The organism is Actinomadura sp. NBRC 104412 (assembly GCF_030269515.1).
Classification (GTDB): Bacteria; Actinomycetota; Actinomycetes; order Streptosporangiales; family Streptosporangiaceae; genus Spirillospora.
The window spans coordinates 178278-203065 of sequence record NZ_BSTM01000006.1; the positions used below are offsets into that span (position 1 = coordinate 178278).

General features: G+C 72.1%; 23 protein-coding genes. 9 read left to right on the forward strand and 14 right to left on the reverse strand.

From position 1 onward, the window contains the following. Nucleotides 1-5 precede the first annotated feature (5 nt). The gene (locus QSK21_RS10470; protein WP_285695281.1) at nt 6-710 is read left to right on the forward strand and encodes a DUF1707 SHOCT-like domain-containing protein; all 705 of its coding nucleotides are present in this window, start codon (nt 6-8) and stop codon (nt 708-710) included. On the opposite strand, the gene QSK21_RS10475 is transcribed toward QSK21_RS10470, so the two are convergent. Genes QSK21_RS10475 through QSK21_RS10495 form a run of 5 tightly spaced genes read right to left on the reverse strand, consistent with a single transcriptional unit; the run spans nt 707 to nt 4352 of the window. Further along, a complete protein-coding gene (locus tag QSK21_RS10475; RefSeq protein ID WP_285695282.1) occupies nt 707-979 on the reverse strand; it encodes a hypothetical protein in 273 nt (90 codons plus the stop codon). The two genes, QSK21_RS10470 and QSK21_RS10475, sit on opposite strands and share 4 nt — an antisense overlap. A 53-nt stretch (nt 980-1032) precedes the next feature. Continuing rightward, nucleotides 1033-1797 carry a sirohydrochlorin chelatase gene (locus tag QSK21_RS10480; RefSeq protein ID WP_502871537.1) on the reverse strand — a complete coding sequence of 255 codons (765 nt, stop codon included), beginning with the start codon at nt 1795-1797 and terminating at the stop codon, nt 1033-1035. Further along, entirely contained in the window at nt 1779-2489 is a 711-nt protein-coding gene (locus tag QSK21_RS10485; RefSeq protein ID WP_285695283.1) for a phosphoadenylyl-sulfate reductase, read from the reverse strand. The genes QSK21_RS10480 and QSK21_RS10485 overlap by 19 nt, the downstream gene beginning before the upstream one ends. After that, on the reverse strand, nt 2486-2665 hold the full coding sequence (locus QSK21_RS10490; protein ID WP_285695284.1) for an Insertion element protein: 180 nt from the start codon (nt 2663-2665) through the stop codon (nt 2486-2488). Before QSK21_RS10490 ends, QSK21_RS10485 begins: the two co-directional genes overlap by 4 nt. A gap of 16 nt (nt 2666-2681) precedes the next feature. Continuing rightward, nucleotides 2682-4352 carry a nitrite/sulfite reductase gene (locus tag QSK21_RS10495; protein ID WP_502871538.1) on the reverse strand — a complete coding sequence of 557 codons (1671 nt, stop codon included), beginning with the start codon at nt 4350-4352 and terminating at the stop codon, nt 2682-2684. A 731-nt stretch (nt 4353-5083) separates the two neighbouring features. On the opposite strand from QSK21_RS10495, the gene QSK21_RS10500 reads away from it, so the two are divergent. From QSK21_RS10500 to QSK21_RS10510, 3 genes are all read left to right on the forward strand, one after another. Continuing rightward, a complete protein-coding gene (locus QSK21_RS10500; protein ID WP_285695286.1) occupies nt 5084-6277 on the forward strand; it encodes a YihY/virulence factor BrkB family protein in 1194 nt (397 codons plus the stop codon). 55 nt (nt 6278-6332) lie between these two features. Next, nucleotides 6333-7289, forward strand: a complete 957-nt coding sequence (locus tag QSK21_RS10505; protein WP_285695287.1) for a phosphotriesterase family protein — start codon at nt 6333-6335, stop codon at nt 7287-7289. A gap of 157 nt (nt 7290-7446) precedes the next feature. After that, nucleotides 7447-8190, forward strand: coding sequence for a phosphoribosyltransferase (locus QSK21_RS10510; protein WP_285695288.1), 744 nt, complete (start codon nt 7447-7449; stop codon nt 8188-8190). A 191-nt stretch (nt 8191-8381) separates the two neighbouring features. On the opposite strand, the gene QSK21_RS10515 is transcribed toward QSK21_RS10510, so the two are convergent. The 4 genes from QSK21_RS10515 to QSK21_RS10530 form a co-directional block, all read right to left on the reverse strand. Continuing rightward, a complete protein-coding gene (locus QSK21_RS10515) occupies nt 8382-8678 on the reverse strand; it encodes a WhiB family transcriptional regulator (RefSeq protein ID WP_081640018.1) in 297 nt (98 codons plus the stop codon). Nucleotides 8679-8869: 191 nt separating this feature from the next. Further along, nucleotides 8870-9772, reverse strand: coding sequence for a sucrase ferredoxin (locus tag QSK21_RS10520; protein WP_285695291.1), 903 nt, complete (start codon nt 9770-9772; stop codon nt 8870-8872). A gap of 89 nt (nt 9773-9861) precedes the next feature. Beyond that, nucleotides 9862-11424 carry a glycerol-3-phosphate dehydrogenase/oxidase gene (locus QSK21_RS10525; RefSeq protein WP_285695292.1) on the reverse strand — a complete coding sequence of 521 codons (1563 nt, stop codon included), beginning with the start codon at nt 11422-11424 and terminating at the stop codon, nt 9862-9864. A 270-nt stretch (nt 11425-11694) separates the two neighbouring features. After that, nucleotides 11695-12288, reverse strand: a complete 594-nt coding sequence (locus QSK21_RS10530) for a TetR/AcrR family transcriptional regulator (RefSeq protein WP_285695293.1) — start codon at nt 12286-12288, stop codon at nt 11695-11697. A 35-nt stretch (nt 12289-12323) separates the two neighbouring features. Here QSK21_RS10530 and QSK21_RS10535 point away from each other — a divergent pair, with 35 nt between their 5' ends. The 5 genes from QSK21_RS10535 to QSK21_RS10555 all read left to right on the forward strand — a co-directional run bounded on the left by QSK21_RS10535 (nt 12324) and on the right by QSK21_RS10555 (nt 19388). Further along, nucleotides 12324-13922, forward strand: coding sequence for an FAD-binding oxidoreductase (locus QSK21_RS10535; RefSeq protein ID WP_502871544.1), 1599 nt, complete (start codon nt 12324-12326; stop codon nt 13920-13922). A 49-nt stretch (nt 13923-13971) separates the two neighbouring features. Further along, nucleotides 13972-14901 carry a diacylglycerol/lipid kinase family protein gene (locus QSK21_RS10540; protein WP_285695295.1) on the forward strand — a complete coding sequence of 310 codons (930 nt, stop codon included), beginning with the start codon at nt 13972-13974 and terminating at the stop codon, nt 14899-14901. A 366-nt stretch (nt 14902-15267) separates the two neighbouring features. Beyond that, on the forward strand, nt 15268-16875 hold the full coding sequence (locus tag QSK21_RS10545; RefSeq protein WP_285695296.1) for a metallophosphoesterase family protein: 1608 nt from the start codon (nt 15268-15270) through the stop codon (nt 16873-16875). Between the two features lie 170 nt (nt 16876-17045). Continuing rightward, nucleotides 17046-17537, forward strand: a complete 492-nt coding sequence (locus tag QSK21_RS10550) for a DUF4234 domain-containing protein (protein WP_285695297.1) — start codon at nt 17046-17048, stop codon at nt 17535-17537. 111 nt (nt 17538-17648) lie between these two features. After that, a complete protein-coding gene (locus QSK21_RS10555; protein WP_285695298.1) occupies nt 17649-19388 on the forward strand; it encodes a bifunctional 3'-5' exonuclease/DNA polymerase in 1740 nt (579 codons plus the stop codon). 88 nt (nt 19389-19476) lie between these two features. Here the strand turns inward: QSK21_RS10555 and QSK21_RS10560 are convergent, their stop codons facing one another. The 5 genes from QSK21_RS10560 to QSK21_RS10580 are packed head-to-tail and all read right to left on the reverse strand — an operon-like array spanning nt 19477 to nt 24544. After that, nucleotides 19477-20283 (reverse strand): ABC transporter ATP-binding protein, encoded by an 807-nt coding sequence (locus QSK21_RS10560; RefSeq protein ID WP_285695299.1) that lies wholly within the window; start codon nt 20281-20283, stop codon nt 19477-19479. After that, entirely contained in the window at nt 20271-21884 is a 1614-nt protein-coding gene (mdlC, locus tag QSK21_RS10565) for a benzoylformate decarboxylase (protein WP_285695300.1), read from the reverse strand. Before mdlC ends, QSK21_RS10560 begins: the two co-directional genes overlap by 13 nt. Then, a complete protein-coding gene (locus QSK21_RS10570) occupies nt 21881-22735 on the reverse strand; it encodes an ABC transporter permease (protein ID WP_285695301.1) in 855 nt (284 codons plus the stop codon). Before QSK21_RS10570 ends, mdlC begins: the two co-directional genes overlap by 4 nt. Then, on the reverse strand, nt 22732-23535 hold the full coding sequence (locus QSK21_RS10575) for an ABC transporter permease (RefSeq protein ID WP_285695303.1): 804 nt from the start codon (nt 23533-23535) through the stop codon (nt 22732-22734). The genes QSK21_RS10570 and QSK21_RS10575 overlap by 4 nt, the downstream gene beginning before the upstream one ends. Nucleotides 23536-23557: 22 nt before the next feature. Next, nucleotides 23558-24544: an ABC transporter substrate-binding protein gene (locus QSK21_RS10580; protein WP_285695304.1), complete on the reverse strand. Its 987-nt coding sequence runs from the start codon at nt 24542-24544 to the stop codon at nt 23558-23560. Between the last annotated feature and the right edge of the window lie 244 nt (nt 24545-24788).

A 24788-nucleotide genomic window follows, 5' to 3' on the forward strand; every position in this document is an offset into this window, starting at 1 on the left:
GAGACATGAGTCAGCCCACCCCGCAGCCGGGGAGACGGTCGCAGGAGCCCCGGTCGCAGCTCCCGGCGGACGCCCCGCACCGTGCCGCGGGAGCGGTGCGCGCCTCCGACGCCGAGCGTGAGGCGGCCGTCGAGCGACTGCGGGTGGCCTCCGTCGAGGGACGGCTGACCTTCGAGGAGCTCGCCGAGCGCACCGAGGCGGCCTACCTGGCCGTCACCCGCGGCGACCTGGACGCCGTCACCGCCGACCTGCCCGGCATGGGCGCGCCCGGCGCCGCCCCCGCGCCCGCCCAGGTGCGGCGGCGCTTCGCCGCGGTCATGGGCGACTGCACCGAGCGCATCATCGGCCGCGTCGAGCAGGAGCTGGAGGCGCTGGCGGTGATGGGCGACGTCGTCCTCGACCTGCGCGGCGCCCAGGTCCCCAGCGGCGAGGTCAACGTGGTCGCCACCGCCGTCATGGGCGACGTGAAGGTGATCGTCCCGGACGGCGTGGTGGTGGAGATGAACGGCTACTGCGTCCTGGGTGAGCGCAAGGTGATGGTCCGCGAGGCCGGATCCGGCGCCCGCGTCCCCGTCGTCCGCATCCGCGCCAACGTGATCATGGGCGATGTGAAGATCGTCGACGACGAGCACCACAGCCCCGTCCGGCGGGCCATCGCCGGCTGGTGGGAGCAGCGCAGGACCGGACGCGACCGGCACGGGAGAGACTAGCGCGGCGGAGACCGGCGCCCGGGGTGCCTGCGCGAGGCGTCGCCGCGTTCGGCGGCGCGGACGCCCTCCTCGTCGGGCGGCAGCGTGTCGGCGGCGTCGGCCCGTACCCCGGGAACGCCGGTGCCGCTGACCTCGTCCTTCCGGCGGGCCGCGTTCTCGTCCCGTGGGACGACGGTACGGCCGCGGGCGTCCTCACCCCTGGTGACAGGCGCGAAACGCTTCTCCTGCGTCCGTTCTGGCTCGTGCCCCGGATCCTCGCGATCGGCCATGAGAACCGCATACCCGTACCGCCGCGAACATGCGGATCGAGGCGGCGGACCGGTCAGACGGCGGCGGCACGGTCGCCCGCCGTGACGGCCTCCGCGTAGCGCAGCGCCACCAGGTCGGCCACCTCCGGGGCGGCGCCCAGGACGTCGGACACCGCCGCCGCCCCCGCCTCCAGGGACTCGGCACGGACCTTGTCGGCGAAGTGACCGGGAGCCAGGAAGTACGAGGCCACGACGACACGGGGAGCGCCGGCGCCGTACAGCTCCCGCACGGCCGTGGCCGGGTCGGGCCGCGCGGCGGAGGCGTAGGCCGGGACGACCCCGTACCACCCGCGGGCGCGCCACTCCCGGGCCATCCGCCCGATGGTGGCGTTCGCGGACGCGTCGCTGGACCCGGCCGACACCAGCACCACGGCGGTGCCCGGGTCGCCGATCTCCACGCCCGCCTCCGCCAGCCGGCGCTCCAGCGCCGCCATCAGCAGCGGATGCGGCCCCAGCGTGGCGGCCGTGCGCAGCCCCAGCAGCGGATGGCGCCGCCGCACCCGCGCCAGCACGCCGGGGATGTCGCTCTTGCTGTGGTACGCGGCCGTCAGCAGCAGCGGCAGCACCACCGCGTCGGACGTCCCCCGCGAGGCGAGCCCGTCCAGGACGCGGCCCGGCGCGGGCGGGGCGTGGTCGAGGAAGGAGGTCAGCACGGGCACGTCCGGCCGCCGCGCCCGCACGGCGGACAGCAGCTCCTCCACGGTCGCGGCGGCACGCGGGTCCTTGCTCCCGTGCGCCACCGCGACCATGGGCGGCGAGGTCACAGGTGGATGCCGCATTCGGTCTTGCCCATACCCGCCCAGCGTCCGCTGCGCGGGTCCTCGCCCGGCGCGACGGGACGGGTGCAGGGCTTGCAGCCGATCGAGGGGTAGCCGTCGTAGTGCAGCGGGTTCACGATCACGCCGTTGTCGGCGATGTAGTTGTCCATGTCCTCCTGGGACCAGTCCAGGATCGGGTTCACCTTCACCATGGAGCGCTTGCGGTCCCACTCGACGACCTTGCGGTCGCGGCGGCTGGCGGTCTCGTCCCTGCGGATCCCGCTGAACCAGGCCATGTAGCCCTCCAGCGCCCGGCCCAGCGGCTCCACCTTGCGCAGATGGCAGCACAGGTCGGGGTTGCGGCCGTACAGGCGCGGCCCCAGCGCCTCGTCCTGCTCCTCGACCGTGCGGGACGGCGTCACGTTGATCACGTTCACCGGGTACACCGACTCCACCGCGTCCCGGGTGCCGATGGTCTCGGCGAAGTGGTAGCCGGTGTCGACGAACAGCACGTCGATGCCCGGCTTGACCTTCGACACCAGGTGGATCAGCGCGGCGTCCGACATCGAGGAGGTCAGGCAGATCCGGTCGCCGAACGTGGCCGCGGCCCACCGGACGATCTCCAGCGGGGAGGCGCCTTCCAGGGCCGCCGAGGCCGATTCCACGATGTCTTCCAGGTCGAGGGTCGGTCTGTCGGTCTCCAGCAGCGTCACCGCAGGCTCTCCTTGCTTTCACGGGCGGCGGTGGTCCGGGGGGATCCCACGCCGAGGAACGTCAGCGAGAAGGAACGGACGCAGCCACGGCAGAACCACGCCCCGTCCCGCTCCAGCGGTTCCAGATCCTCCTCACCGCAGTACGGGCAGTAGAACGGCACCATGCGTTCGCTCATTCCTCTACCGCCCCTTTTACTTCAGATCGGCGTCGTCGGCACGCTGTACCCACGAGGCGAAGCTCTCACCCTCGCCACGCTGCTCGTCGTACCTGCGCACGACGCGCTCAACGTAGTCGGTCAGACCCGCCGAGGTGGTCTTCAGCCCCCGGACCTTCTTGCCGAAGGACGCGCCGACCTGGCCGCCCAGGTGGATCTGGAAGCCCTCCACCTGGTCGCCGTTTTCGTCCACCACGAGCTGGCCCTTCAGGCCGATGTCGGCGACCTGGATGCGGGCGCAGGCGTTCGGGCAGCCGTTGACGTTGATGCTCAGCGGCTGGTCGAAGTCCGGCAGCCGCTTCTCCAGCTCGTCGATCAGGTCCATGGCGCGCTGCTTGGTCTCGACGATCGCCAGCTTGCAGTACTCGATGCCGGTGCAGGCCATCGTCTGCCGCCGGAACGTCGAGGGGCGCACCTGAAGGTCGTGCTCGGCCAGCGCGTCGGCCAGGGCCTCGGTGTTCTCCTCGGGGACGTCGAGGATCACCATCTTCTGCTCGGTGGTGGTGCGGACCCGTCCCGACCCGTACCGCTCGGCCAGGTCGGCGATGACGCCCAGCAGCGGCCCGTTGACCCGGCCGACCTTGGGGGCGAAGCCGACGTAGAAGTTGCCGTCCTTCTGCCGGTGGACGCCCACGTGGTCGCGGTGGGGGAGCGGAGCGGCAGGCTCGGGGCCGTCGGGCAGCGCGTACCCGAGGTACTCCTTCTCCAGCACCTCGCGGAACTTGGGCGCGCCCCAGTCGTTCACCAGGAACTTGATCCTGGCGCGGTGCCGCAGCCGCCGGTACCCGTAGTCGCGGAAGATCGAGGCGACGCCCTTCCAGACCTCGTGCGCCTGGTCCGGCCGGACGAACACGCCGAGGCTCTTGGCGAACATCGGGTTGGTGGACAGCCCGCCGCCGACGAACGCCTGGTAGCCCGCCTCGCCCTCGGCGTTGACCACGCCCACGAAGGCCACGTCGTTGATCTCGTGGACGGTGCAGTGCGCGGTGCAGCCCGACAGCGCGGTCTTGAACTTGCGCGGCAGGTTGGAGAACTCCGGGGAGCCGATGTAGTTGTCGTAGATCTCACGGATCTGCGGGGTCGCGTCCAGCACCTCGTCCTCGGCGATGCCGGCCAGCGGGCAGCCGAGGATGACGCGCGGGGTGTCGCCGCACGCCTCGGTGGTGTCCAGGCCGACGGCCTCCAGGCGGTCCCAGATCTCCGGGACGTCCTCGATCCGGATCCAGTGGAACTGGACGTTCTGCCGGTCGGTGATGTCGGCGGTGCCGCGCGCGTAGGTGGTGGAGATGTCGGCGATCGTCCGTAGCTGCGGCCCGGAGAGCTGCCCGCCGTCGATCCGGACCCGCATCATGAAGTAGCGGTCGTCGAGCTCCTCGTCCTCGAGGATCGCCGTCTTGCCGCCGTCGATTCCCGGCCTGCGCTGGGTGTACAGCCCGTACCAGCGGAACCTGCCGCGCAGGTCGGCGGGGTCGATCGAGTCGAAGCCCGCCTTGGAGTAGATGTCGATGATGCGGCGGCGGACGTTGAGGCCGTCGTCGTTCTTCTTGTTCTCTTCGTTCTTGTTCAGCGGTTCGCGATAGCCGAGGGCCCACTGGCCCTCGCCCTTCTTGCGCTTGGTCGCAGGTGGCACGGCGCGATCCTCATCCATCCAGGTGGCGGGGACGCGTGGCGCACCGGCGGTCTCCAGCGGCCGGCTCGTCGCCGAGCGGGAACGGGTTCAGGGATGACGCCGATGCGGCACGCGCCGGTAGAACACGGGCGGCGTGGTCAGGGCGTCACAGACAGATCGCGCTGCGGACGCGCAGGAAGTCGACGTGCCGGCGCATTACCAGCAACGGATCCGCAGCAGTCATATCTGCACTCTGACATGCCGTCTCACAGGCTGTCCAGTTGCGTCCGGCATGCGGACGGGTGAGAAGAGTCATCTCCGGCCTCACCCCTGCCGCCGCCAGTTGACCCGCGGCTCGGCCGTGCCCGGTTCCGTATCGGCCGATTCCGTATCGGCCGGTTCCGTGGTGGCCCGCTCCGTGTTGGCCGACTCTGTGGGGGCCGATGCCTCGCGGGCGGGCGCCGGACGGGCCGGGCGCGGGTGATGCCGGCAGTCGCACCACGATCCGCCACGGCAGTCCCCGTGGCGGTCCTCGCGGCACGCATGGCAGATCATCCCTCCATTGTCACCGACGACCGGCGATGCGCCGGACGTCGCCAGGCCGCGCTGCCGATCTTGGGCGGACGGGCCGTAGCGGGCGTCCAAGCGGGTACGACCACGAGCGGAAGGGTTCGGGCGGGCATGACAAGCGGCATGAGACGCGCGGACGGGGGCGTCCCGGCGGGACGGCGGCCGGGTAACGGACGGCCGGCACCGGACGGTGTATCGGTGTGACCACGATTCCGGACGCCGCCGGCGGCACCGTCACCGGGGACGAGGAGGGGAACGCGGTTCACAGCGGGCCGGAGACACGGCGACACCCGGACGAGCCGGAGGGGCTGGGCGATCATGGCCCGCTGGCCCGGCTGGCCGGTGCCGCCCGCTCGCGGTCGCTCCGCGGCGCGCCGCGCTCGCTCGCCCGCGCCTCGATGGGCGTGCCGGGTCACCTCGTCCGGCTGCTGCGGACGGTGCGGCGCGGGCTGCCGGGCGTCCCGGTCCTGGCGATCCTGTGGGCTTTGGTCCGCGGGACCGCGGTGTCGGCGTTCAGGCACCGGGTGACCGGGCTGGCGGCCGAGGCCGCCTTCTGGGCGTTGCTGTCCACGCCACCGCTGGTCATCGGCCTGATCGGGACGATGGGCCACGTCCGCGGCGTGCTGGGCCCCGAGACCGTGCGGGAGATCAGGTCCTGGCTGATCGAACGCGCCCAGACCGTGCTGACGGCGCCCGCCGTGGACTCGGTGGTGGTCCCGCTGATCGACGACGTGATCCGCGGCGGCCGCCCGGACATCGTGTCGGTCAGCTTCCTGATCTCGCTGTGGGCGGGCTCCCGCGCCACCAACGTCTACGTGGACACCATCACGATCGCCTACGGCCTGTCCGGCATCCGCGGGGTGATCAGGACCCGGCTGCGCGCGTTCGTGCTCTACCTGCTCGGGCTGCTCGTCCTGATCATCGTGCTGCCGCTGCTGGTGGCGGGCCCGACGCTGGCGCAGCACGCGCTGCCCGAGAGCGCTCCGGCGATCACGATGCTGTACTGGCCGGTCGTGGTGACGCTGTCGATCCTGTTCCTGGCGCTGCTGTACCACATGAGCGTTCCGGTGCGGACCTCCTGGTGGCGCGAGGTGCCCGGGGCGGGGCTCGCGCTGCTGATCTGGATCTTCGGCAGCATGGCGCTGCGGGTGTACCTGGCGGGCTCGCTGACCGGGGTGTCGGTGTACGGGTCGCTGTCCGCCTCGATCGCCGTGCTGGCCTGGCTGTACGTGGCGGCGCTCGCGGTCCTGATCGGCGCCGAGCTGAACGCCGAGATCGACCGGCGCTGGCCCAGCGCGAACACCGCCAGGGCGCGCGCCGTGCGCGAGACCGTGCGCGCCGACGATCCGCCTTCCTCCGTGCCCTCGGACGAAGGTCACCCGGACGAAAGGTAAAAACCGCCACTAGGCGGGACCTGAATAATCCCAAAATGTCGTAGCCTCGTCTGACATGACCTCCCGCGAGGAACACGGGCGGCTGCGCACCGTGACCGGAACGATCCCCACGTCCGCCATCACCGGCCCGGTGCTTCCCCGCGAGCATCTGCAACTGGATCTGCGCTGGCCGCAGCGGCCCGCCCTGCTGGCCGACGACCCGTACCGCTGGCTGGACGAGGAGAAGCCCGTCACCCGCGAGCTGGCCGCGCTGCGCCGCGACCACGACCTGGGCCTGGTCGTCGATCTGACCTGCACCGGGATGGGCCGGCAGGCCGCCGGGCTGGCCCGGATGAGCGCCAGCGCCCGCGTCGCCGTGGTGGCCGGGACGGGGTACTTCACCGAGCCGTTCCACCCGGCGTACGTGCGCGAGTCCGACGTGGACCGGCTGGCCGAGCGGCTGCTCGCCGAGATCGGCTTCGGCCTCGACGGCACCAACGCGCTGCCCGGGGTGATCGGGGAGATCGGCACCTGGGGCGAGGCCCCCACCGAGGCCGAGGAGCGGTGCCTGCGGGCCGCCGCCCAGGCGGCGCGCTACTCGGGGCTGTCGGTCGCCACCTACGGCCGTTCCGGGCTGGCCCAGCTGGAGATCCTGACCGGGATGGGGCTGCCGCCGAACCGGGTCGCGGTGGGCCAGCAGGACCTGGTGGACGACCCCGCCGCGCACCGCAAGATCGCCGAGGCGGGGGCGTACGTGTCGTTCGGCTCGGTGGGCCTGGCCGCGGCCGACCCGGGGCGTCTGGACCGGCTGGTGCGCAACGTCCTGGAGTTCCTGGACGGCGGCCACGCCGACCGGCTCCTGCTGAGCACCGGGATCTCCCGGATGACCGACATCCCGCGCTACGGCGGCCACGGCTACGGCTACCTGTTCGACACCTTCGTGCCCGCCCTCCGCGCCGCCGGCGCCGACGAGCCGACGCTCCGCCTCGTCCTGCGCGACAACCCTCTGCGCTGGCTGACCGGCCTGGCCTAGCGGCGCCCTCGACCCCTCGGCTCCACCCGCCATGGGTACGGATGGGTACGGGTTGAGCTGGGCGAATGAGGTCGGGCACAGGTCGCTGTAATCGAGCGTAATTGGGTAGGAGCACACGAAAGGTGTTCTGTCGCGTCCCCAGAAGGGGGTGACGCCGATGCGCTGGAACAGGACGGCGCGTGAGACCGCACCGGACGCCGGGACCCGGTCCGACCGGCCGCAGGTCCGGCTACCCTTCACCGACCGCACCGAGGCGGGGCGGGTCCTCGCCGAGCGCCTGGTGCCGATGGACCTGGACGGCGCGGTGGTGCTCGCGCTTCCCCGGGGCGGGGTGCCGGTCGGCTACGAGGTGGCCCGCAGGCTGTCCACGCCGGACGCGCCCGTGCCGCTGGAGGTGCTGGTGACCCGCAAGATCGGGTACCCGCCGCAGCCGGAGCTGGGCGTGGGGGCCATCGCCGAGGGCGGCGAGCCCGTCTTCGACCAGGGCCTGCTCGGCCGGCTCGGGCTGGACGAGGGCGACCTGGCGGGGACGGTGGAGGCCGAACGGGCCGAGCTGGCCCGCAGGGTCGCCGCCTACCGGGGCGACCGGCCGCTGCCCGAGCTGGGGGACCGTCCCGCGATCGTGGTGGACGACGGGCTGGCCACCGGGGGCACGGCGCGGGCCGCGCTGAGGGCCGTTCGCCGGCACCACCCGTCCCGGCTGGTCCTGGCCGTCCCGGTGGGCGCCGCCGAGACGGTCGCCGCGCTGGAACGCGAGGCGGACGACGTGGTCGTGCTGGCCGCGCCCGTGTCGTTCCAGGCCGTGGGCCAGTGGTACACGCAATTCGAGCAGCTCACCGACGAGGACGTCATCGCGTGGCTGGAGCGCGACGCCGCCGAGCGGGCGAATTCGCGGAAATAGCCCGCACGGCGGCGCCGGATGCGGTATTGCGCGGAACTTTCCGGCGCCATTCATGAACGGCGCCGTGACAGAGGTGTGACGGAGCTGTGATGAACGGTGCCGAAAACCCGCGGTGAAACAACGCGAACGGCCCCGCCGGGCGGGGCCGTGACGTTTCTTCCGGTGGCGTGCCGGGGGAGGATCCCGGTCGGTCAGGCGGCGTTCGCGCGCCGCATGCGGCGGCGACGCTCGGAGGCGCGCTCGTCCTCGTTAAGGCCGCCCCACGTGCCGTACTTCTCGGGCCGGGACACGGCGTAGTCCAGGCACTCCGAGCGGACGGGGCAGCCCATGCAGATCTGCTTGGCCTTGCGCTCTCGAATCTCGCGCTCGGGCTGGCGCTCGCCGTCGGGGCCGAAGAAGAGCACGAGGTCTTCCCCTCGGCACGCCGCGGCGTCCTGCCAGCCCCAGCTGGGACGAGGGAGGTTTGCCTGCCGACGTACCTGAGCCATGGAACACCCACCTTGGTTGGTTTGCTGAGCAAATTACGGACATGGACGCCCGACGAGCTTCAAAGACATGTGTCAGAAGCGCCGAAAGGTCCAACGTCTGGAGTTGCCGCTCTGTTCCCCTCCGCCCGGTTCACCGGGGACCTGAGGAGCCTGTGCGGCAGTGGAGACCCGCGAATGGGGCCTTGGAGAGATTACACGAGGGCCGCTTCGTTGAGAAGGGTGATGTCCCTAACAAAGTAGGTTCGCAGGTTCTCGTGGCACTCCGGGCCGCACGGATCGGCCGCCTGCCCGCTCTCAAAGATCACCCGGTAACGGTTCCGGTTCGCCCGGACCACCGCCTCGTAAGGTGATCTTCCGGTGAGGGATTCCACGGTCACCGCGCCGATCTCGAACACCCGCGAATGGTCCCGCACGAAGTGCTCGGCGGCCTGGGCCGGCTCGGGCAGGCCCGCCCTTCCGCGCAGCCGTACCGTGCTGACCTGGCCTTTCAGATATGCCTTCGCGGCGGCCGTGGCCTCCTGGGGGCCGAGGTCGCCGTAGTAGATCGCATGAGGAAGGCACAGAAGGTTCGCGGCGTAGCGATCGCCGCCGACATGCGTCGTTTCCCAGACAAATGGGTCGAAACTTCCGGCGAGGTGCCGTGCCAGGGGCGCGCCCGTCCGGGCGCAGCAGGCGTTGCGCCGCCCGTGCGTGCAGACCAGGAACACGGGGTCGTGGACCGGCTCCCCGAAACCGAGGCGCTCACCGGCGGCGAGGGCCTGAAGGTCCAGCTCCGCCAGTTCTCCGTGATCGGCCAGTTCCCGGCCCTCGAGCCAGACGTCGTCCTCCGCCGAGTGGCCCGCGTACACCTGGAGGGGAGGGGTGCGCCGCCGCCGGCGCGGCCTGCGGATGAGCTGGGGACGGACGCCGGCCTCTTGGGCGGCCCGCACGGCGTCGCCGACCGGGCCCGCGGGCAGGTGCTCGATGCGCTCGGGCCAGGGCCCGGGATGCTCGATCAGCAGCCAGCTCCGCGCCTTCGGTGTCGCGCTGGCCAGGCACGGCCGGGTGCCCGTATGGCTCCCCGGGCAGTGGTCGCACCCGTTCGCGCGCGTCACGACGCGGCCCCCCTGACGATCATTGAATGTAGGTTAGGTTAACCTAATCAAGATCGTCGAGTCCATGCTATGTGACTCGTGTCACACTTCTATCGTCGTGCCACTCCGGTTGGCTGACCTTTCTGGCGCAACACGGCCTCGGCGGCCGGGGCGGCGGCGTCCCTGTCGGCCTTCACCACGCCGATCCGGGTGCGCCGGTCGAGCAGGTCGGCCACGTCGAGCGCCCCCTCGTGCCGTACCGCCCACTCCAGCTCCACGCCCAGCACGGGCGACCCCGGCGCCACCGGTTCGAGCCCGTGCCCGAGGTCACGCGCCAGCGCGACCAGCAGCGGCGCCTCCGTCCCGTACCGGCGGACCAGCCGGGGCGGTGCGTCGAGCGCGGACAGCTCGCGCGGCGGCGCGGCCCCCACCAGCGGGATCCGCGCGGTCCGGCTCCGCCGCCCGGCCGCCTCCGGCAGGGCTTGGACCGCCGCGTCCACCGCGTCCTCGGCCATCCGCCGGTACGTGGTGAGCTTGCCCCCGAGAATCGTGACCACTCCGTTGGGCGAGGTCAGCACCTGGTGCCGCCGCGAGATGTCCGCGGTCGCGCCCTCCCCGTCGTCGAGGAGGGGACGCAGGCCCGCGTAGGCCCCGGCGACATCGTCCCTGTGAACGGGGAGATCCAGGACCGAGTCCAGGACGTCCAGCAGGAACCCGATCTCGGCCTCGGTGGGCTCGGGCACGTCGGGGATCGGGCCATCGGCGGCCTCGTCCGTCAGGCCCACGTACACCCGCCCGTCGCCCTGCGGCAGCACCAGGACGTACCGCGCCCGCGAACCCGGCACCGGAACCTGCACGCCCGCCGTCAGACCGCGCAGGCTCTCCGCGCGCAGCACCAGATGGGTGCCGCGCGAAGGACGCAGCCGTAGCCCGTCCACCAGCCCCCCGGCCCACACCCCGGCCGCGTTGATCACCGAACGGGCCCGGACGGTGAGGGTCCGTCCCGTGATCTCGTCGCGCAGCAGGGCGCCGTCGCCGGTCACGATCAGCGCGCGGCACCGGGTGAGGATCCGGGCGCCGTGCGCGGCGGCGGTCCGGGCGATCGCGGTGACCAGCCGGGCGTCGTCGGCGAGCTGCCCGTCCCAGGACAGCAGGCCGCCGCGCAGCCCGTACGGGCGCAGCACGGGCGCCAGCCGCAGCGTCTCCACCGTGGACAGCCGCCGCGGGCGCGGCAGCGTCCCGCGCCGCGTGCCCGCCGCCAGCCGCAGCACGTCCCCGGCGGCCAGCCCGCCACGGATGACCGCCGCGTCCCGCCGCGACACCAGCGAGGTCAGCGGCAGCACGAACGGCAGGGCGCGCACCAGGTGCGGTGCCGTGCGCTCCATCAGGATCCCGCGTTCGACGGCGCTCTCGTACGCCACGTCCACCTGCCCGGACGCCAGGTAGCGCAGCCCGCCGTGGATCAGCTTGGAACTCCAACGGGACGTCCCAAACGCCAGGTCGTGCGCGTCGACCGCGGCGACGCTCAACCCCCGGGACGCCGCGTCGAGCGCCACACCGGCCCCGGTGGCGCCGAGCCCGACGACCAGGACGTCCACCACCTCGCCGGGAAGCGCCTCCAACTCCCGCGCCCGCCGACCCGCATTCAGCGACGACCGCTCAGGCCCGCTCACAGCACCAACCACCCAACCGAAAAGCCCCCGGACGAGGAGCGCAGCTCGCGCCCGCCATAAAGACCCCTTTCAACCACCCCAGCCCCCAACCCCAGCCCCGAACGGCGCCCAAGCGCTGCGATCGCGTCCGAAGGCAGGGGCGAGCGCCAGCGAGACCCTGATCGCGGAGCGAGCCCCTGGGCGAGTCGGAGCGATGCAGCGATCGCCGCAAGCACGACAAGCGAGGAGCGCCAGCGACGAGCGCAGCTCGTGCTTGCCAATAAGCACAGCTCATGGCGCCAGGGTCCTTTCCAGGATGTGTTCGAGTTCCGTGTCGAAGGCGGCGTCGTCCAGGTCGGGGTCGGTGTCATCGGTCATGGTGGGAGCCGACAGCGTGAACGACTGGACGACCAGGAGGAGGGCGCGGGCCTGCCGGCGGGGGTTGTCGCGGCGGATGGAGCCGTCGGCGTGGCCGTCGCGCAGGTCCGCTTCGATCATTTCCAGGAGCGCGAGCTGGCTGGCGCCGCAGCGGTCGAGCATGTAGGGGAGCAGCAGCTCCGGATCCACCTCGATGATCTTGCGGAGCAGGGGGTGGGCGCGGAGCGCGGCGACCCCATCGACCAGGCCCTTGACGAGCCGGGGCCGGGTGGGGCCGGTGGCGGGGGGTCGTGCGGCCCGGGCGGTGGCCAGCCATTCGCGGGTCATGAGGTCGCCCACGAGGGTGCGGACGTCGGGCCAGCGCCGGTACAGCGTCATCCGGGAGACTCCGGCGCGCCTGGCGACGTCGGTCAGCGTGGTGCGGCGTACGCCGACGGCGAGGACGCAGTCGCGTGCGGCGTCCAGGACCGCGTCGTCGGGTCTCCTGTTGTGACGTTCTGACGCCATGTGTCACAGTGTAAGCCATGGACGTTCCCCGGGACATGCTCTGGAGCGGCTGGGGCGACCCGGCCCGTGCCACGCCCCTGCCGGATTCCGTGGTGACGCTGCTGCGCGACCTGCTGGGAGTGCCCGCCGGCGATGCCCCGCCGGTGGCCCTCGACGAGATCGCGGTGCCCGAGTCCCGCCTTCCCGAGGGTTGCGTCGACGCCCTCGCCGGCGCGGTCGGCGGTGCGGAGCATGTGCGCGTGGACGCCGAGTCGCGGATCCGGCATACCCGGGGCAAGTCGACGCCCGACCTGCTGCGCATCCGGTCCGGCGAGGTCTCGGACGCGCCGGACGCGGTGGTCCTTCCCGGCACGCACGACGAGGTCCTGGCCGTGCTCAAGGCGTGCGCGGAGCACGGCGTGGCGGTCGTGCCGTTCGGCGGCGGAACGTCGGTCGTCGGCGGGCTCGCCCCGCGGGGCGCCGGCGCGTTCATCGCCCTCGACCTGCGCCGGATGGACGCGCTGGTCTCGCTCGACCCGGTGTCCCGGACCGCCGTGCTGCAGCCCGGCCTGCGGGCGCCCCAGGCCGAGGCGCTGCTGCGCGCACGCGGGTTCACGCTCGGGCATTTCCCCCAGTCGTACGAGTGGGCCACCATCGGCGGGTTCGCGGCGGCGCGGTCGAGCGGCCAGGCGTCGGCGGGGTACGGGCGCTTCGACGACATGGTCACCGGGCTCACGGCCGCGACCCCCGAGGGCACCCTTGACCTGGGCCGCGCGCCCCGCTCGGCCGCCGGCCCCGATCTGCGGCAGCTCGTCCTGGGCTCGGAGGGCGCGTTCGGCGTGATCACGTCGGTGACGGTACGGGTGCGTCCCGTCCCCGAGGCCACGGCGTACGAGGGGTGGCGCTTCCCGTCGTTCCCGGCGGGCGCCGCCGCGCTGCGCCGGCTCGCCCAGGATGGCCCGCTCCCGGTGGTGGCGCGGCTGTCGGACGAGACCGAGACGGCGATCGGGCTGGCCGATCCGTCGGCGGTCGGCACGTCGTCCGGGTCCGCCGGCTGCCTGACGATCCTCGGGTACGAGGGGACGCCCGAGGAGATCGCCCAGCGACGTGCGGCCGTCCGCGCCGTCCTGTCCGGGCTGGGCGGTGAGCCGCTCGGCTCCGAGCCCGGAGAGAGATGGGAGCACGGCCGTTTCAACGCCCCGTACCTGCGCGACGCGCTGCTCGACGTGGGCGCCTTCGCCGAGACGCTGGAGACCGCGACGTACTGGTCGCGCGTCCCGGACCTGTACGCGGCGGTGCGGGAGGCGCTGATCCGCGTCCTGTCGGGTGCGGGCACGCCACCACTGGTGATGTGCCACATCTCGCACGTCTACGCGGCGGGGGCCTCGCTGTACTTCACGGTGGTCTCCGCGCAAGGAGGCGGCGAAGGCGGGAACGCCGACGCGGCCGTGAAGCACTGGGAGAAGGCCAAGCACGCGGCCAATGACGCGATCCTCGCGGCGGGCGGTACGATCACGCATCACCATGGGGTCGGCACCGATCACCGCGACTGGTACGCCCGCGAGATCGGGCCTCTGGGCGTGGAGATCGTCCGGGCGGTCAAGCGCCGGGTCGACCCGTCCGGCATCCTGAACCCGGGTGTGCTCATCCCCTGACTGCTCCCTAGGTCCGCGTTCACGATTCGCCCCCCGAGGAGCGGCCGCGATGACAGAACAGACACGACACCCCCGCGCGTTCACCGCGATCGTCAATCCCGCCGCCGGCGGGTCGGCGGGCGCCGGCACCCTGGTCGCGCTCGCGCGCGAGTTACGCCAGGCAGGCGCCGAAGTCCTGGTGGAGTACAGCCGCGGTTTGGGGCACGCCGCCACGCTGGCGCGGGCGGCGGCGAAGCGCGGCGACGTGGTGCTGGGCGTGGGCGGCGACGGCATGGTCGGCTGCGTCGGCGGTGCCCTGGCCGGGACCGAGGCGCCGTTCGGCATCGTCCCGTCCGGGCGCGGCAACGACTTCACGCGGCAGTTGGGCATCCCGTCCGCCCCGCCCGAACTGGCCGCGTTGCTGCTGGAGGGCGAGCCGCGCGCCGTGGACGTCATCGAGGCCAACGGCACCCCCGTCCTGGGCAGCGTGTACGCGGGGGTGGACGCCGTGGCCAACGACAACGCCAACAGGACGCGGCTGCTGCGCGGCTCGGCGGCCTACTACGTCGGCGCGCTGCGCGCCGTGCTCGGCTGGCGTCCCGCCGACTACCGGATCACGGTGGACGGCGAGGTCATGGAACGGCGCGGGTACACGGTGGTCGCCGCCAACTCCGGCTTCTACGGTTTCGGGCGTCACATCGCCCCGGACGCCGCGGTGGACGACGGGCTGCTCGACGTCGTCGTCATCAAGCACGCCTCGCGGACGCTGTTCTTCTCCGTGATGCGGGAGCTGGAGGACGGGTCGCACGTCCGCCGCCCGCAGGTGGAGGTGGTCCGCGGCCGCGAGGTGCGGATCGAGCTGGCGACGCCCGGCAGGACCCTGCCGTACGGGGCCGATGGGGAGCTTCCGGGCACGCTGCCGGTGACCGCCCGCGTCATGCCGGGGGCGCTGCGCGTGCTCGCCCCACAGGCGGGCGGGCAGGCGGAACCCGATCTTTGACCGTGCGGGGACAGGGGTTGACTCCGGCATTACGGACATCCGTATAACGTGGATGACGTCCCGCCATTAGGGACCTACGGGACGTCTGTGCCGGCATCATGAGAAGGCGACAGCTCGCCGTTCTGGGGGGACTCATGATGCGCACAGACGCCCTGAACGTGAGGGCGCCGGTGTCCACGGGGGGTTGACACCGGCGCTCGTCATGTCCGCGTCACTTCCCCTCGCGCGCCAAGGCCCTTCTCTCGTTCCCCTCAACGCCAATGGGGCTTTCGGAACCGTTAGATGGGCGAGTGACGCGGACGGCACAATATGTGGTCGTCCCGACCCACTTCCCCCCGGAGGTTGCCCGTGCGCGCCGAGGACGCCGTGGCATCGGAAACCACGCCCGACAGGCCGGAGAACTCGCGCGACTCCGAGGCGGGGGCGGGCTGGGCCTGCACGAAACGGGGCGGCTTCTACGACCTGATGCCCGAACGCGTGTCGGCGTTCTCCTGGCGGCGTCCCCTGGTGCTGTGGCGCTCCCGCAACGACGTCATCGCCAAGCTCTTCGGCGATCCGTCCAACGGGATCCGCCGCCGCTGCATATCCGCGCTGACCGACCGGGGTACACGCGCCGGGTTCACCATGCATCGCTCGGACGAGGAGTTCTCGTTCCTGCTCCTGGGCGACACGGGGGAGGGCGACCGGTCGCAGTACGCGGTGGTGCCGGCCGCCCTGAGCGTGGGCTCCGACACCGACTTCATGGTCATCGCCAGCGACGTGATCTACCCGTGCGGCGAGGCGGCCGACTACCCGGACAAGTTCTTCCGCCCGTACCAGGGCTACCCCGGCCCCATCTACGCCGTGCCGGGCAACCACGACTGGTACGACGGGCTGCGCGCGTTCCTGCGCGTGTTCTGCGACCTCGACCTGGACTGCTCGCCGGAGCCGTGGCCGGGGCCGCTCCGCCTCGTGCCCCGGCTGCTGTGGCGCCGCTCCGGTGAGGTGGACGGCGAGGCCCTGGAGGCGGCGCGCGACCGGTTCCGGGGCACGCCGAGGCAACGCTCCTTTCAGCCGGGCCCGTACTGGGCCATCGACACCCCCGCTCTGCGGATCGTGGGCATCGACACCGGCATCACCGGCGGTATCGACCGGGACCAGGGCGCCTGGCTGCGCGAGGTGTCGGCGGGACCCAAGCCGAAGCTGCTCATCACCGGCAAGCCGCTGTACGTGGACGACAGCCTCCGGCCCGGCCCGATCGAGGGCGGCGGCACGGTCGACGCGATCGTCAAGGATCCGGCCCACAACTACGTCGCGGCGATCGGTGGCGACATCCACAACTACCAGCGCTATCCCGTGCGGCTGGACGACGCGGACGGCGCCGGTCCCTCGAAGCGGCGCACCGTTCAGTACCTGGTGTCGGGTGGCGGCGGCGCGTTCATGCACGCCACCCACACCATTCCCAGGACGCGCGTGACGGACGAGAGCGAGTTCCGCTGCTACCCGCTGCGCGGCGACTCGCTGTCGCGCTACAGCAAGCTGTACGGGCGGGTGTTCAGGCTGCCCAAGCTGTTCGAGCTCACACCGGAGGAGGCGACCGCGGCCATCCGGTACCGGCTCGGCATCACGCCCGGACGCGGCTACGGCGAGGACCCGTCCCCGTCCTCGAATGCCAGGGGCATGGACGGGAGGCGCGGAGGCGCGCCGGGCCGAGGCGGCGTGCCGTCGTGGCGGGTGCGGTTCGTCGCCTCGCTGCTGGGCGTGCCGCGCGGCGAGAGGCGCCGTCCCGGAATGACACGGCTGCCGGTGCGCAAGGTGCGGCAGCGGTTCCGTTCGGAGATGGCCGACTGGGACCGGCCGCCTTTCTTCAAGAGCTTTCTGCGCCTGGACGTCACTCCGGAGACGCTGCGCATCCGCTGTTACGCCGTGACCGGCTGCGGCGACCAGGAACTCGACCCGCCGTGCGAGGACGAGGTGAGGATCCCGCTGCGATAGGCGTCCATGTTGGGCGATTGCTCAAAATCGCCGGACATTTCAAGCTGTTCCAGGACAGCGGTGCCGCGCTCCCGTACAGTGTCGATACTCAGTCAGGACTTCACATCACTCGCCGCCGATCCGGGGGACCACCATGGTCCGCGGCGGGCATACGGGAGAGAAAAGACAGCATGAGCTACCCCCAGCAGGGCCAGGGTCAACAGCAGCACTACCAGGGCGGTCAGGCCCCCGTCCCCGCGCAGCAGCACGCCCCCGTCGTCGCGACCGGATACAACATGAAGCGCCGCAACCCGCTCGGGGCCTGGCTCGGCCTGCCGATCATCACGCTCGGGATCTACGGGCTCGTGTGGTTCTACAAGGTGCACGCGGAGCTGTTCGCCTACGACCGGCGCACCGGCGACGCCGCCACCAACGCGCTGCTGTCGCTGATCTTCGGGTTCATCACGCTGGGCATCTGGCCGCTGATCATGTACGTCAAGCTCGCCGGGCGGATCTCGCAGGCGCAGCGCGCCGCGGGCCTCCAGCCCACGTGCAGCGGCGGCATCGGCTTCCTGCTGGGCCTCATCGGCTTCGGGGTGCTCTACTACCAGATCCAGCTCAACAAGGTCGTCGACCGCTACGGCGACATCCAGCCCGGCCAGCCGGTGTCGCTGGCGGCCTGATCCGCTTCCGTCGCCGCACCGCTCCCTCCGCCCGGCGGGGGGAGCGGTGCCGTTTCGTGAGGACCCTTCCTCCCCGGCCGTTCTGTCGGTGCCGCGGGTCAGAATGGCCTGGTGAGGATCGCGGTGGCCGCCAGGCGGGACGGCGGTGGGGCGCTGCGGCGTCTCGACGACCGCGGAGCGCCCGCCGGTCCCGTCGAGACCGTCGCCGACCTGGTCGCCGCCATCGCCGACCGCGAGCGCGCCGACGCGCCGCGCTGGGTGTGGCCGTCCACCGCGCGCCTCTACCCCGCGCTACTGGAGGCGGGTGTACGGGTGGCGCGCTGCCACGACCTTGAGCTGGTCGAGGGCCTGCTGCTGGGGCACGCGGGCCGGCATGGCGAGCCCCGCTCCGTCCGGGCCGCGTGGGCGCGTCTGCACGGCCTTCCCGTTCCCGCCGACCCGCCGCCGCCTCGGGAGGCACAGCCACAGGGCTTCCTGTTCGACGATGTCGCCGATGACGCCACCGGGGGGCCGGCGCGCGCCGGTGACCGTACCGCGCACGCCGGGGACGACGCGCTGGAGCAGGTCGTCGCCGTCCACGCCGAGCAGCGGCGGCGGATGGCGGAGCTGCCCGGGTTCGCGCTGCTCGCGGCGGCCGAGTCGGCGGGCGCGCTGGTCGCGGCGGAGCTGAGCCACGACGGCCTGCCCTGGTCGGCGGAGCGGCACGACGCCGTGCTCACCGAGCTGCTGGGTCCGCGCCCGACCGGGGGCATGCGGCCGCGCAGGCTCCAGGCGCTCGCCGACCGGATCAGCGAGGCGTTCGGGTTGCGGACGCCGGTCAACCCGGATTCCCCGGCGCAGATCCTCAAGGCGTTCGCCTCGGTCGGGCTGCCCGTCACCTCCACCCGCGCGCATGTGCTGAAGAGGATCGACCACCCGGCCGTGCCGTTGCTCCTGGAGTACAAGGAGCTGTCGCGGCTGCACACGGCGCACGGCTGGTCGTGGCTGGACACGTGGGTCAGCGGCGGACGGTTCCGTCCCGAGTACGTGGTCGGCGGGGTGGTGTCGGGCCGGTGGGCCACCAACGGCGGCGGCGCGCTGCAGATCCCGCGCGTGCTGCGCAAGGCCGCGGTCGCCGACCCCGGCTGGTCGCTGGTGGTGGCCGACGCGGCCCAGCTCGAGCCGCGGGTGCTGGCCGCGCTGGCGGGCGACCGCGCGTTCGCGGCGGCCGCCGCCCAGGGCGACCTGTACGAGGCGCTGTCGGAGGCGTTCCGCGGCACGGCGACGGGCGAGCGCAGCGCGCGCGACCAGGCGAAGATCGCGCTGCTGTCCGCGATGTACGGGGGCGGCACGGGCGAGGCCGTGCGGTTGCTGGCCGTGCTCAGGAGCCGGTTCCCGCAGGCGTTCGACTATGTCGAGGCGGCCGCCCGCGCGGGCGAGCGCGGTGACCTCGTACGGTCGCGGCTGGGCCGCACCTGCCCGCCGCCCTCGGACGGCTGGCGCCGCCTCACCACGGCGGGGGACGGCGATCCCCCGTCCGAGGACGACCGCTCGCAGACCGTCACCGCGGCGCAGGCGCTGCGCAGCAGGGGACGCTTCACCCGCAACTTCGTCGTGCAGGCCACGGCGGCGGAATGGGCGCTGATCCTGCTGGCCACGTTGCGGCGCAGGCTGGCCGAGCTGGGGCCGCCCCGCCTGGTCTTCTTCCAGCACGACGAGGTCATCGTGCACACCCCGGACGAGCTCGCCGAGGACGTCGCCGCCGCCGTGCACGCCTCCGCCGAAGAGGCGGGAAGGTTGCTGTTCGGCCGCACTCCCGTCGTGTTCCCCATGGGGATCGCGATCGTCGGCTCCTACGCCGACGCCAAATGACGGGGCGGGGGAGCATGCCGGCCGGCGTCGGCGGGGGACGCGCCGGCCGGCATGCCGCTCAGGGATGGGTGTTGCAGCGGGTGGTGCTTCAGTGGGTGTTGAGGTCGTCCGTGGACACGGGATCGGCCTGTGCGCCGCCGCGCACCAGACGTCCCACCTCGGTCCGCAGCCGGACGAACTCGGGCATGCCCCGCGTCTCGATCTGGTCACGGATGGACGGCAGCCCCACCGGCAGCTCGGCCGCGATGCGGCCGGGGTTGCGCGCCAGCACGACGACGCGGTCGCCCACGTACACGCTCTCGTCGATGTCGTGGGTGACCAGCAGCATCGTCATGCCCGCGTCGCGGTGCACGCGCAGCACCAGGTCCTCCAGGTCCTCGCGGGTCTGCGCGTCCACCGAGCCGAACGGCTCGTCCATCAGCATGAGGGACGGCCGGTAGGCGAGGGCACGGGCGATGGAGACGCGCTGCTGCATACCGCCCGAAAGCTGCCAGGGGTACTTGCGTCCCGCGTCGCCCAGGCCCACCGACTCCAGCGCCTGCTGCGCGGCGGCGCGCCGTTCCTGCTTGCCCATGCCGCGCCGCCGCAGCGGGAGCGCCACGTTGTCGCGGACGGTGAGCCAGGGGAACAGCGAACGGCTGTAGTCCTGGAACACCACGGCCAGGTCGTCCGGTACGCCCTGGGTGCGCGTGCCGTTGAGGACGATCCCCCCGTCGGTGGGCTGGATGAGCCCCGCGATACAGCGCAGCAGGGTGGACTTGCCGCAGCCGGACGGGCCGACGATGCTGACCAGCTCGCCCTGCGCGACCTTGAGGTTGATGTCGTTCAGCACCCGGTGGGACCCGTAGGAGTGCCCGAGCCCGGTGATCTCCAGCATGCCGCTCACCTCGCCCATGGCTCGTACATCGCCGATTCGTCGCCGGCGACGCCGACGTCCAGGAGGAACGGGCCCTCGTGGGCCAGCCCCTCGGTCAGTGCCGCCTTGAGTGCCGCGGCCTCGTCCACTCGGCGTCCCGGCACGCCCAGGCCCGCGGCGACCTTGACGAAGTCGAGGTCGCGGATGTCGCAGCCGGGCACCGCCGGGATCTGGATCCTGCGGCCGAGCGCCTTCACCGCGCCGTAGCCGTGGTTGTTCAGCACGATGACGGTCATCGGCGCGTTGTGCTGCGCGGCCGTCCAGAGCGCCTGGATCGAGTACATCATCGAGCCGTCCCCGATCAGGCTGACCACGCGCTCCCCCGGACCGGCGGCCAGGGCGCGTCCGACGCCCAGGGGCAGGCCCCAGCCGAGCGCGCCGCTGCCGGTGGTGAGGAACCCGCCGGACCGGGAGATCGGGAACCGGGCGTGGAAGTCGTCCCGGTAGCTGGGGACCTCCTCGACGACGACGGCGTCCTCGGGCATCAGCTCCCGCAGCGACTCGAACACCAGGCCGGCGTCCAGCGGGTCGGTGGCGGGCGGCGCGGCCAGGCGCTCCCGCGGCTCGGGCGCCGGGCGCTCCACCTCGTCCACCAGGTCCAGCAGCCCGGACACGCCGGCCTGGATGGTGGTGAGGACGCTGGTGCCGACGGGTGTCCACGCCGTCTGCACCGGGTCGCAGTCGAGATGGAACAGCCGCGACCCCTCGGGGACGACCGGCCCGGGGTTCTCGTTGTGGACGTGGTAGGTGAAGACGGGCGCGCCGAGCACCAGGATGACGTCGTGGCCTTCGAGCCGCGCCCGCACCTGGTCGCGGACGGGCGGCAGGAAGCCGCGGAACAGCCGGTGGTCCTCGGGGAACCCGGACCGTCCCGACAGCGGGCTGATCCAGACCGGCGCGCCGGTGCGCTCGGCGAGCCGGGTCACCACCGGCATGGCGCCCTCGTCGTCCACCCCGGAGCCCACCACGAGCACCGGGTTCGCCGCCGCGTTGAGCGCGTCGGCGACCTCGCGGAGCGCTTCGGGGGAGGCGGTGAAGCCGGTGTGCACCGTCCGCTCGGCGACGGGCTCGGCGGGCAGGTCCCAGTCGTCCTCGGGCACCGACAGGAACACCGGTCCGCGCGGTGGCGTCATCGCCACCCGGTACGCCTCGGCGAGCGCGGCGGGCACGTCCTCGCCGCGCTCGGGCTGCCGGCTCCATTTCACGTACGGGCGGGGGAAGGTCGCCGGCTCGTCCGCGCCGAGGAACGGGCGGGTCTGCAGCAGCGCGCGGTTCTGCTGCCCCGCGATGATCACGAGCGGGACCCGGTCGCGGTAGGCGTTGAACACCGCGCCGAGCGAGTGCCCGACGCCGCCGGCCGAGTGCAGGCTGACCAGGGTGGCCCGTCCGGTGCCGAGGACGTGGCCGGCCGCGGCGGCCACCGCCACGCTCTCCTGCAGGGCGAGCACGTAGGTGAAGTCGTCGGGAAAGCCGCGCAGCATCCGCAGCTCGGTCGAGCCGGGGTTCCCGAAGACGGTCGTCATCCCGGTCCGCCGGCAGAAGTCGTACAACGCGTCGCGGACCGTGAAGCCGGTCGTCATGAAGCCGCCTTTCGCGCCCCCCGGTGGGTGGCCAGAACGCGCCGCTCCACCGCGAGGAGGATCGTGTTGAACAGGTATCCCAGGATGCCGAGCAGGACGATGACGGACCAGATGGTCGGGACGTCCGACTGGCTCTGGGCGTTGGTCAGCTCGTAGCCGAGACCGTTGGAGGTGCCGGGCAGCAGCTCGGAGAACACCATGAGGATCAGCGAGAGCGACAGCGCGAGCCGCAGCCCCGCGAAGATCTTGACCAGTGCCGACGGAACGATGAGGTACCGCAGCCGTTCCGTCCGCGACAGCCGGAACACCCGCGCGGTGTCGGCCTGCACCGGGTCGACCGAGCGCACGCCGTCGGCGGTGTTGAGCAGGATCGGCCAGATCGCGCTGAAGATGATCGAGGCGACCTGCATCTGGGTGCCGAACTCGAACAGCACCGCGAACACCGGCACCAGCGTCGGCGGCGGGATCACTCGGGCGAACTGGAGCACGGGGTTCAGGTAGGCCATCGCCTGGTCGGACCGGCCGAGCAGGATGCCCAGCGCGATGCCGGCGAGCGCGGACAGGAAGAGCGACAGCGCCAGCCGTCCCAGGCTGGGCAGGATGTTGCCGGTGGCCTCCTCGTTGAGGAACAGATGGCTTGCCGGTCCGGTGAACCACAGCTCGTGCATCGCCTTCACGATGTCGCTGGGCGGCGGGAAGTACGCGCTGGTCGCGGTGCGTGTCACCGCCTCCCAGCACACCACCAGGATCGCCAGCGGCAGCCAGCGCTGGAGCACCCCGACCGTGAGGGCGCGCACCCGTCCGGCGTCTCGTCCGGCGGCGCTTCGCGAAGTGACGGTGGCCGCTGTCATGACGCCTGCCTAGCGTGGTGCCAGTGGAACACGCGGCGTTCGCCGCGGACCAGGGCGGCGTCGATGATCAGGCCGATGCAGCCCGCCCAGACGGTGCCGGCCAGGACGTCCTCGACGCCGTTGAGCGTGATCCCCGCCTCACCGATGAAGGTGCCGAGGCCGTCCCCGAAGCCGGAGAGGATCTCGGTGCCGATGGCCAGGATCAGCGCGATGGCCGCGGCGAGGCGGATCCCGGTCGCGATGAAAGGGGCGGCGCTGGGCAGCGAGACCCGCAGCAGGACCTGCATGCGCCCGAAGCCGAAACTGCGCAGCGTGTCCTTGGCGGTGGGATCGACCTCGTCCAGGCCGTACATGGTGTTGAAGAGGATGGGCCAGCTCGAGGCGTAGATGATGAGAGGCACCTCCATCTCGAGGCCGGAGCCCAGCAGGAGCGCGGCCAGCGGGATCAGGGCCACCGAGGGGATCGGGCGGAGGAACTCCACGATGGCGCGGGTGGCGGTGTTGACGGCGGGGACGCTGCCCAGCAGCAGGCCCAGCGGCACCGCGATCGCGATGGCGGAGAGCAGGCCCAGGGCCCAGGCGGTGAGCGTGACCCGCACGTTGAACAGGAACTCTGTGTCCGTGGCCAGCTCGGCGGCGCGGACGACCACGTCCGAGGCGGGCGGCAGATAGGAACGGTCCACGATCCCGGCCCTGCCCAGCGCCTCGCTGGCGGCGAAAAGAACCGCCACCCCGACGGCTCCCCGCACCCACGTGCCGGTGCGGGAGAGCCGCCGGGGCGGCGTCGACTGAATCGTCATGAACTGATCGTGATTCCCTAGGTCAGGCCGTCGACTGGAACAGCAGGGACTTGACGTCCGGCTTCTGCTTCAGCTGGCCGGCCGCCGTCATGAGGTCGATGACGCGCTGGATCCGGGTGGCGTTGAGGGAGGTGGGGTAGCCGGGCAGCGTGATCACCGAGGCGACCTGCGGGTCGATGCGCGCGTAGCCCGGCAGGACCTCCTCCACCCGCTTGCGGTCGCTGGCGGCGATCTGCTGGGCCTTGATGATGGCCCGCTGGAACGCCGCGGTGGTCTTGGGGTTCTTGGACGTGAAGTCCTGGGTGCTGACGTAGCCGCTCAGGGGCATGTTGGTGACGGGCTCGGCGCCGCCGTTCACCACGACCCTGGCGCCGGCCTTCTTCTGCACGTCCGACAGGAACGGCTCGACGATGCTGGCGGAGTCGACCTGCTTCTTCTGCAGCGCGGCGCCCATCTGCGGGAACGGCACCGTCACGTACTTGATCTTCTTGGGATCGATGTTGTTCGCCTTGAAGATGGCGTCCAGGGTCAGGGACTGGATGTTGTTGAGGATGTTGACCGCGATGGTCTTGCCCTCGAGGTCCTTCATCGTCTTGATGGGCGAGTCGGGGTTGACCACCACGTTCACCATGTTCGGGGTCAGGGTGGCGGCCTCGGCGACGATGCTCAGCTTGAGCGTGCCCTTCTCCTGCGCCGCCAGGAACGAGACGTAGTTGGCGCCGGAGATGAAGTCGACCTCGCCCTTGGCCAGCGCGGGGAGCGCCGCGATGCTCTGGGCGATGGGCTTGATCTGCACCTTGAGGCCCTCGGCCTCGAACAGCTTCTGCTTCTGCGCGATGTAGATCGCCGCGCTGTCGACGAGGGGAAGGGCGGCGACCGTGACGGTGTCCTTCTCCAGGTCGCCCGCGCCCGAGGACTCGGAGTCTCCGCACGCGGTCACCATGGACGTGACCAGGGCGAGAGCACCGAGAACCAGGGAGAGACGTCGTGAACGTCCGGATTGCCTCATGGCACTCCTTTAACTCGACAGGGGGTTGGCTGCGCGGCGAGCGGGGGGTCGAGCCGGGCGGCCGCTGATGGCGGCGCCCACCGGCTCGCACCGCGCCTCAGTTGATCAGGCGTAGCCGGGAGCGTATCGGACCTTGACCGGCATGCGTGAGTTGCCCGGAATCGTGTGACTGTCTTGTGTCCTGTGGGACGATTGTGATCAATGAGATCACGGCGGATTCGGCGGCGGCCCGGGCGCACCCCCG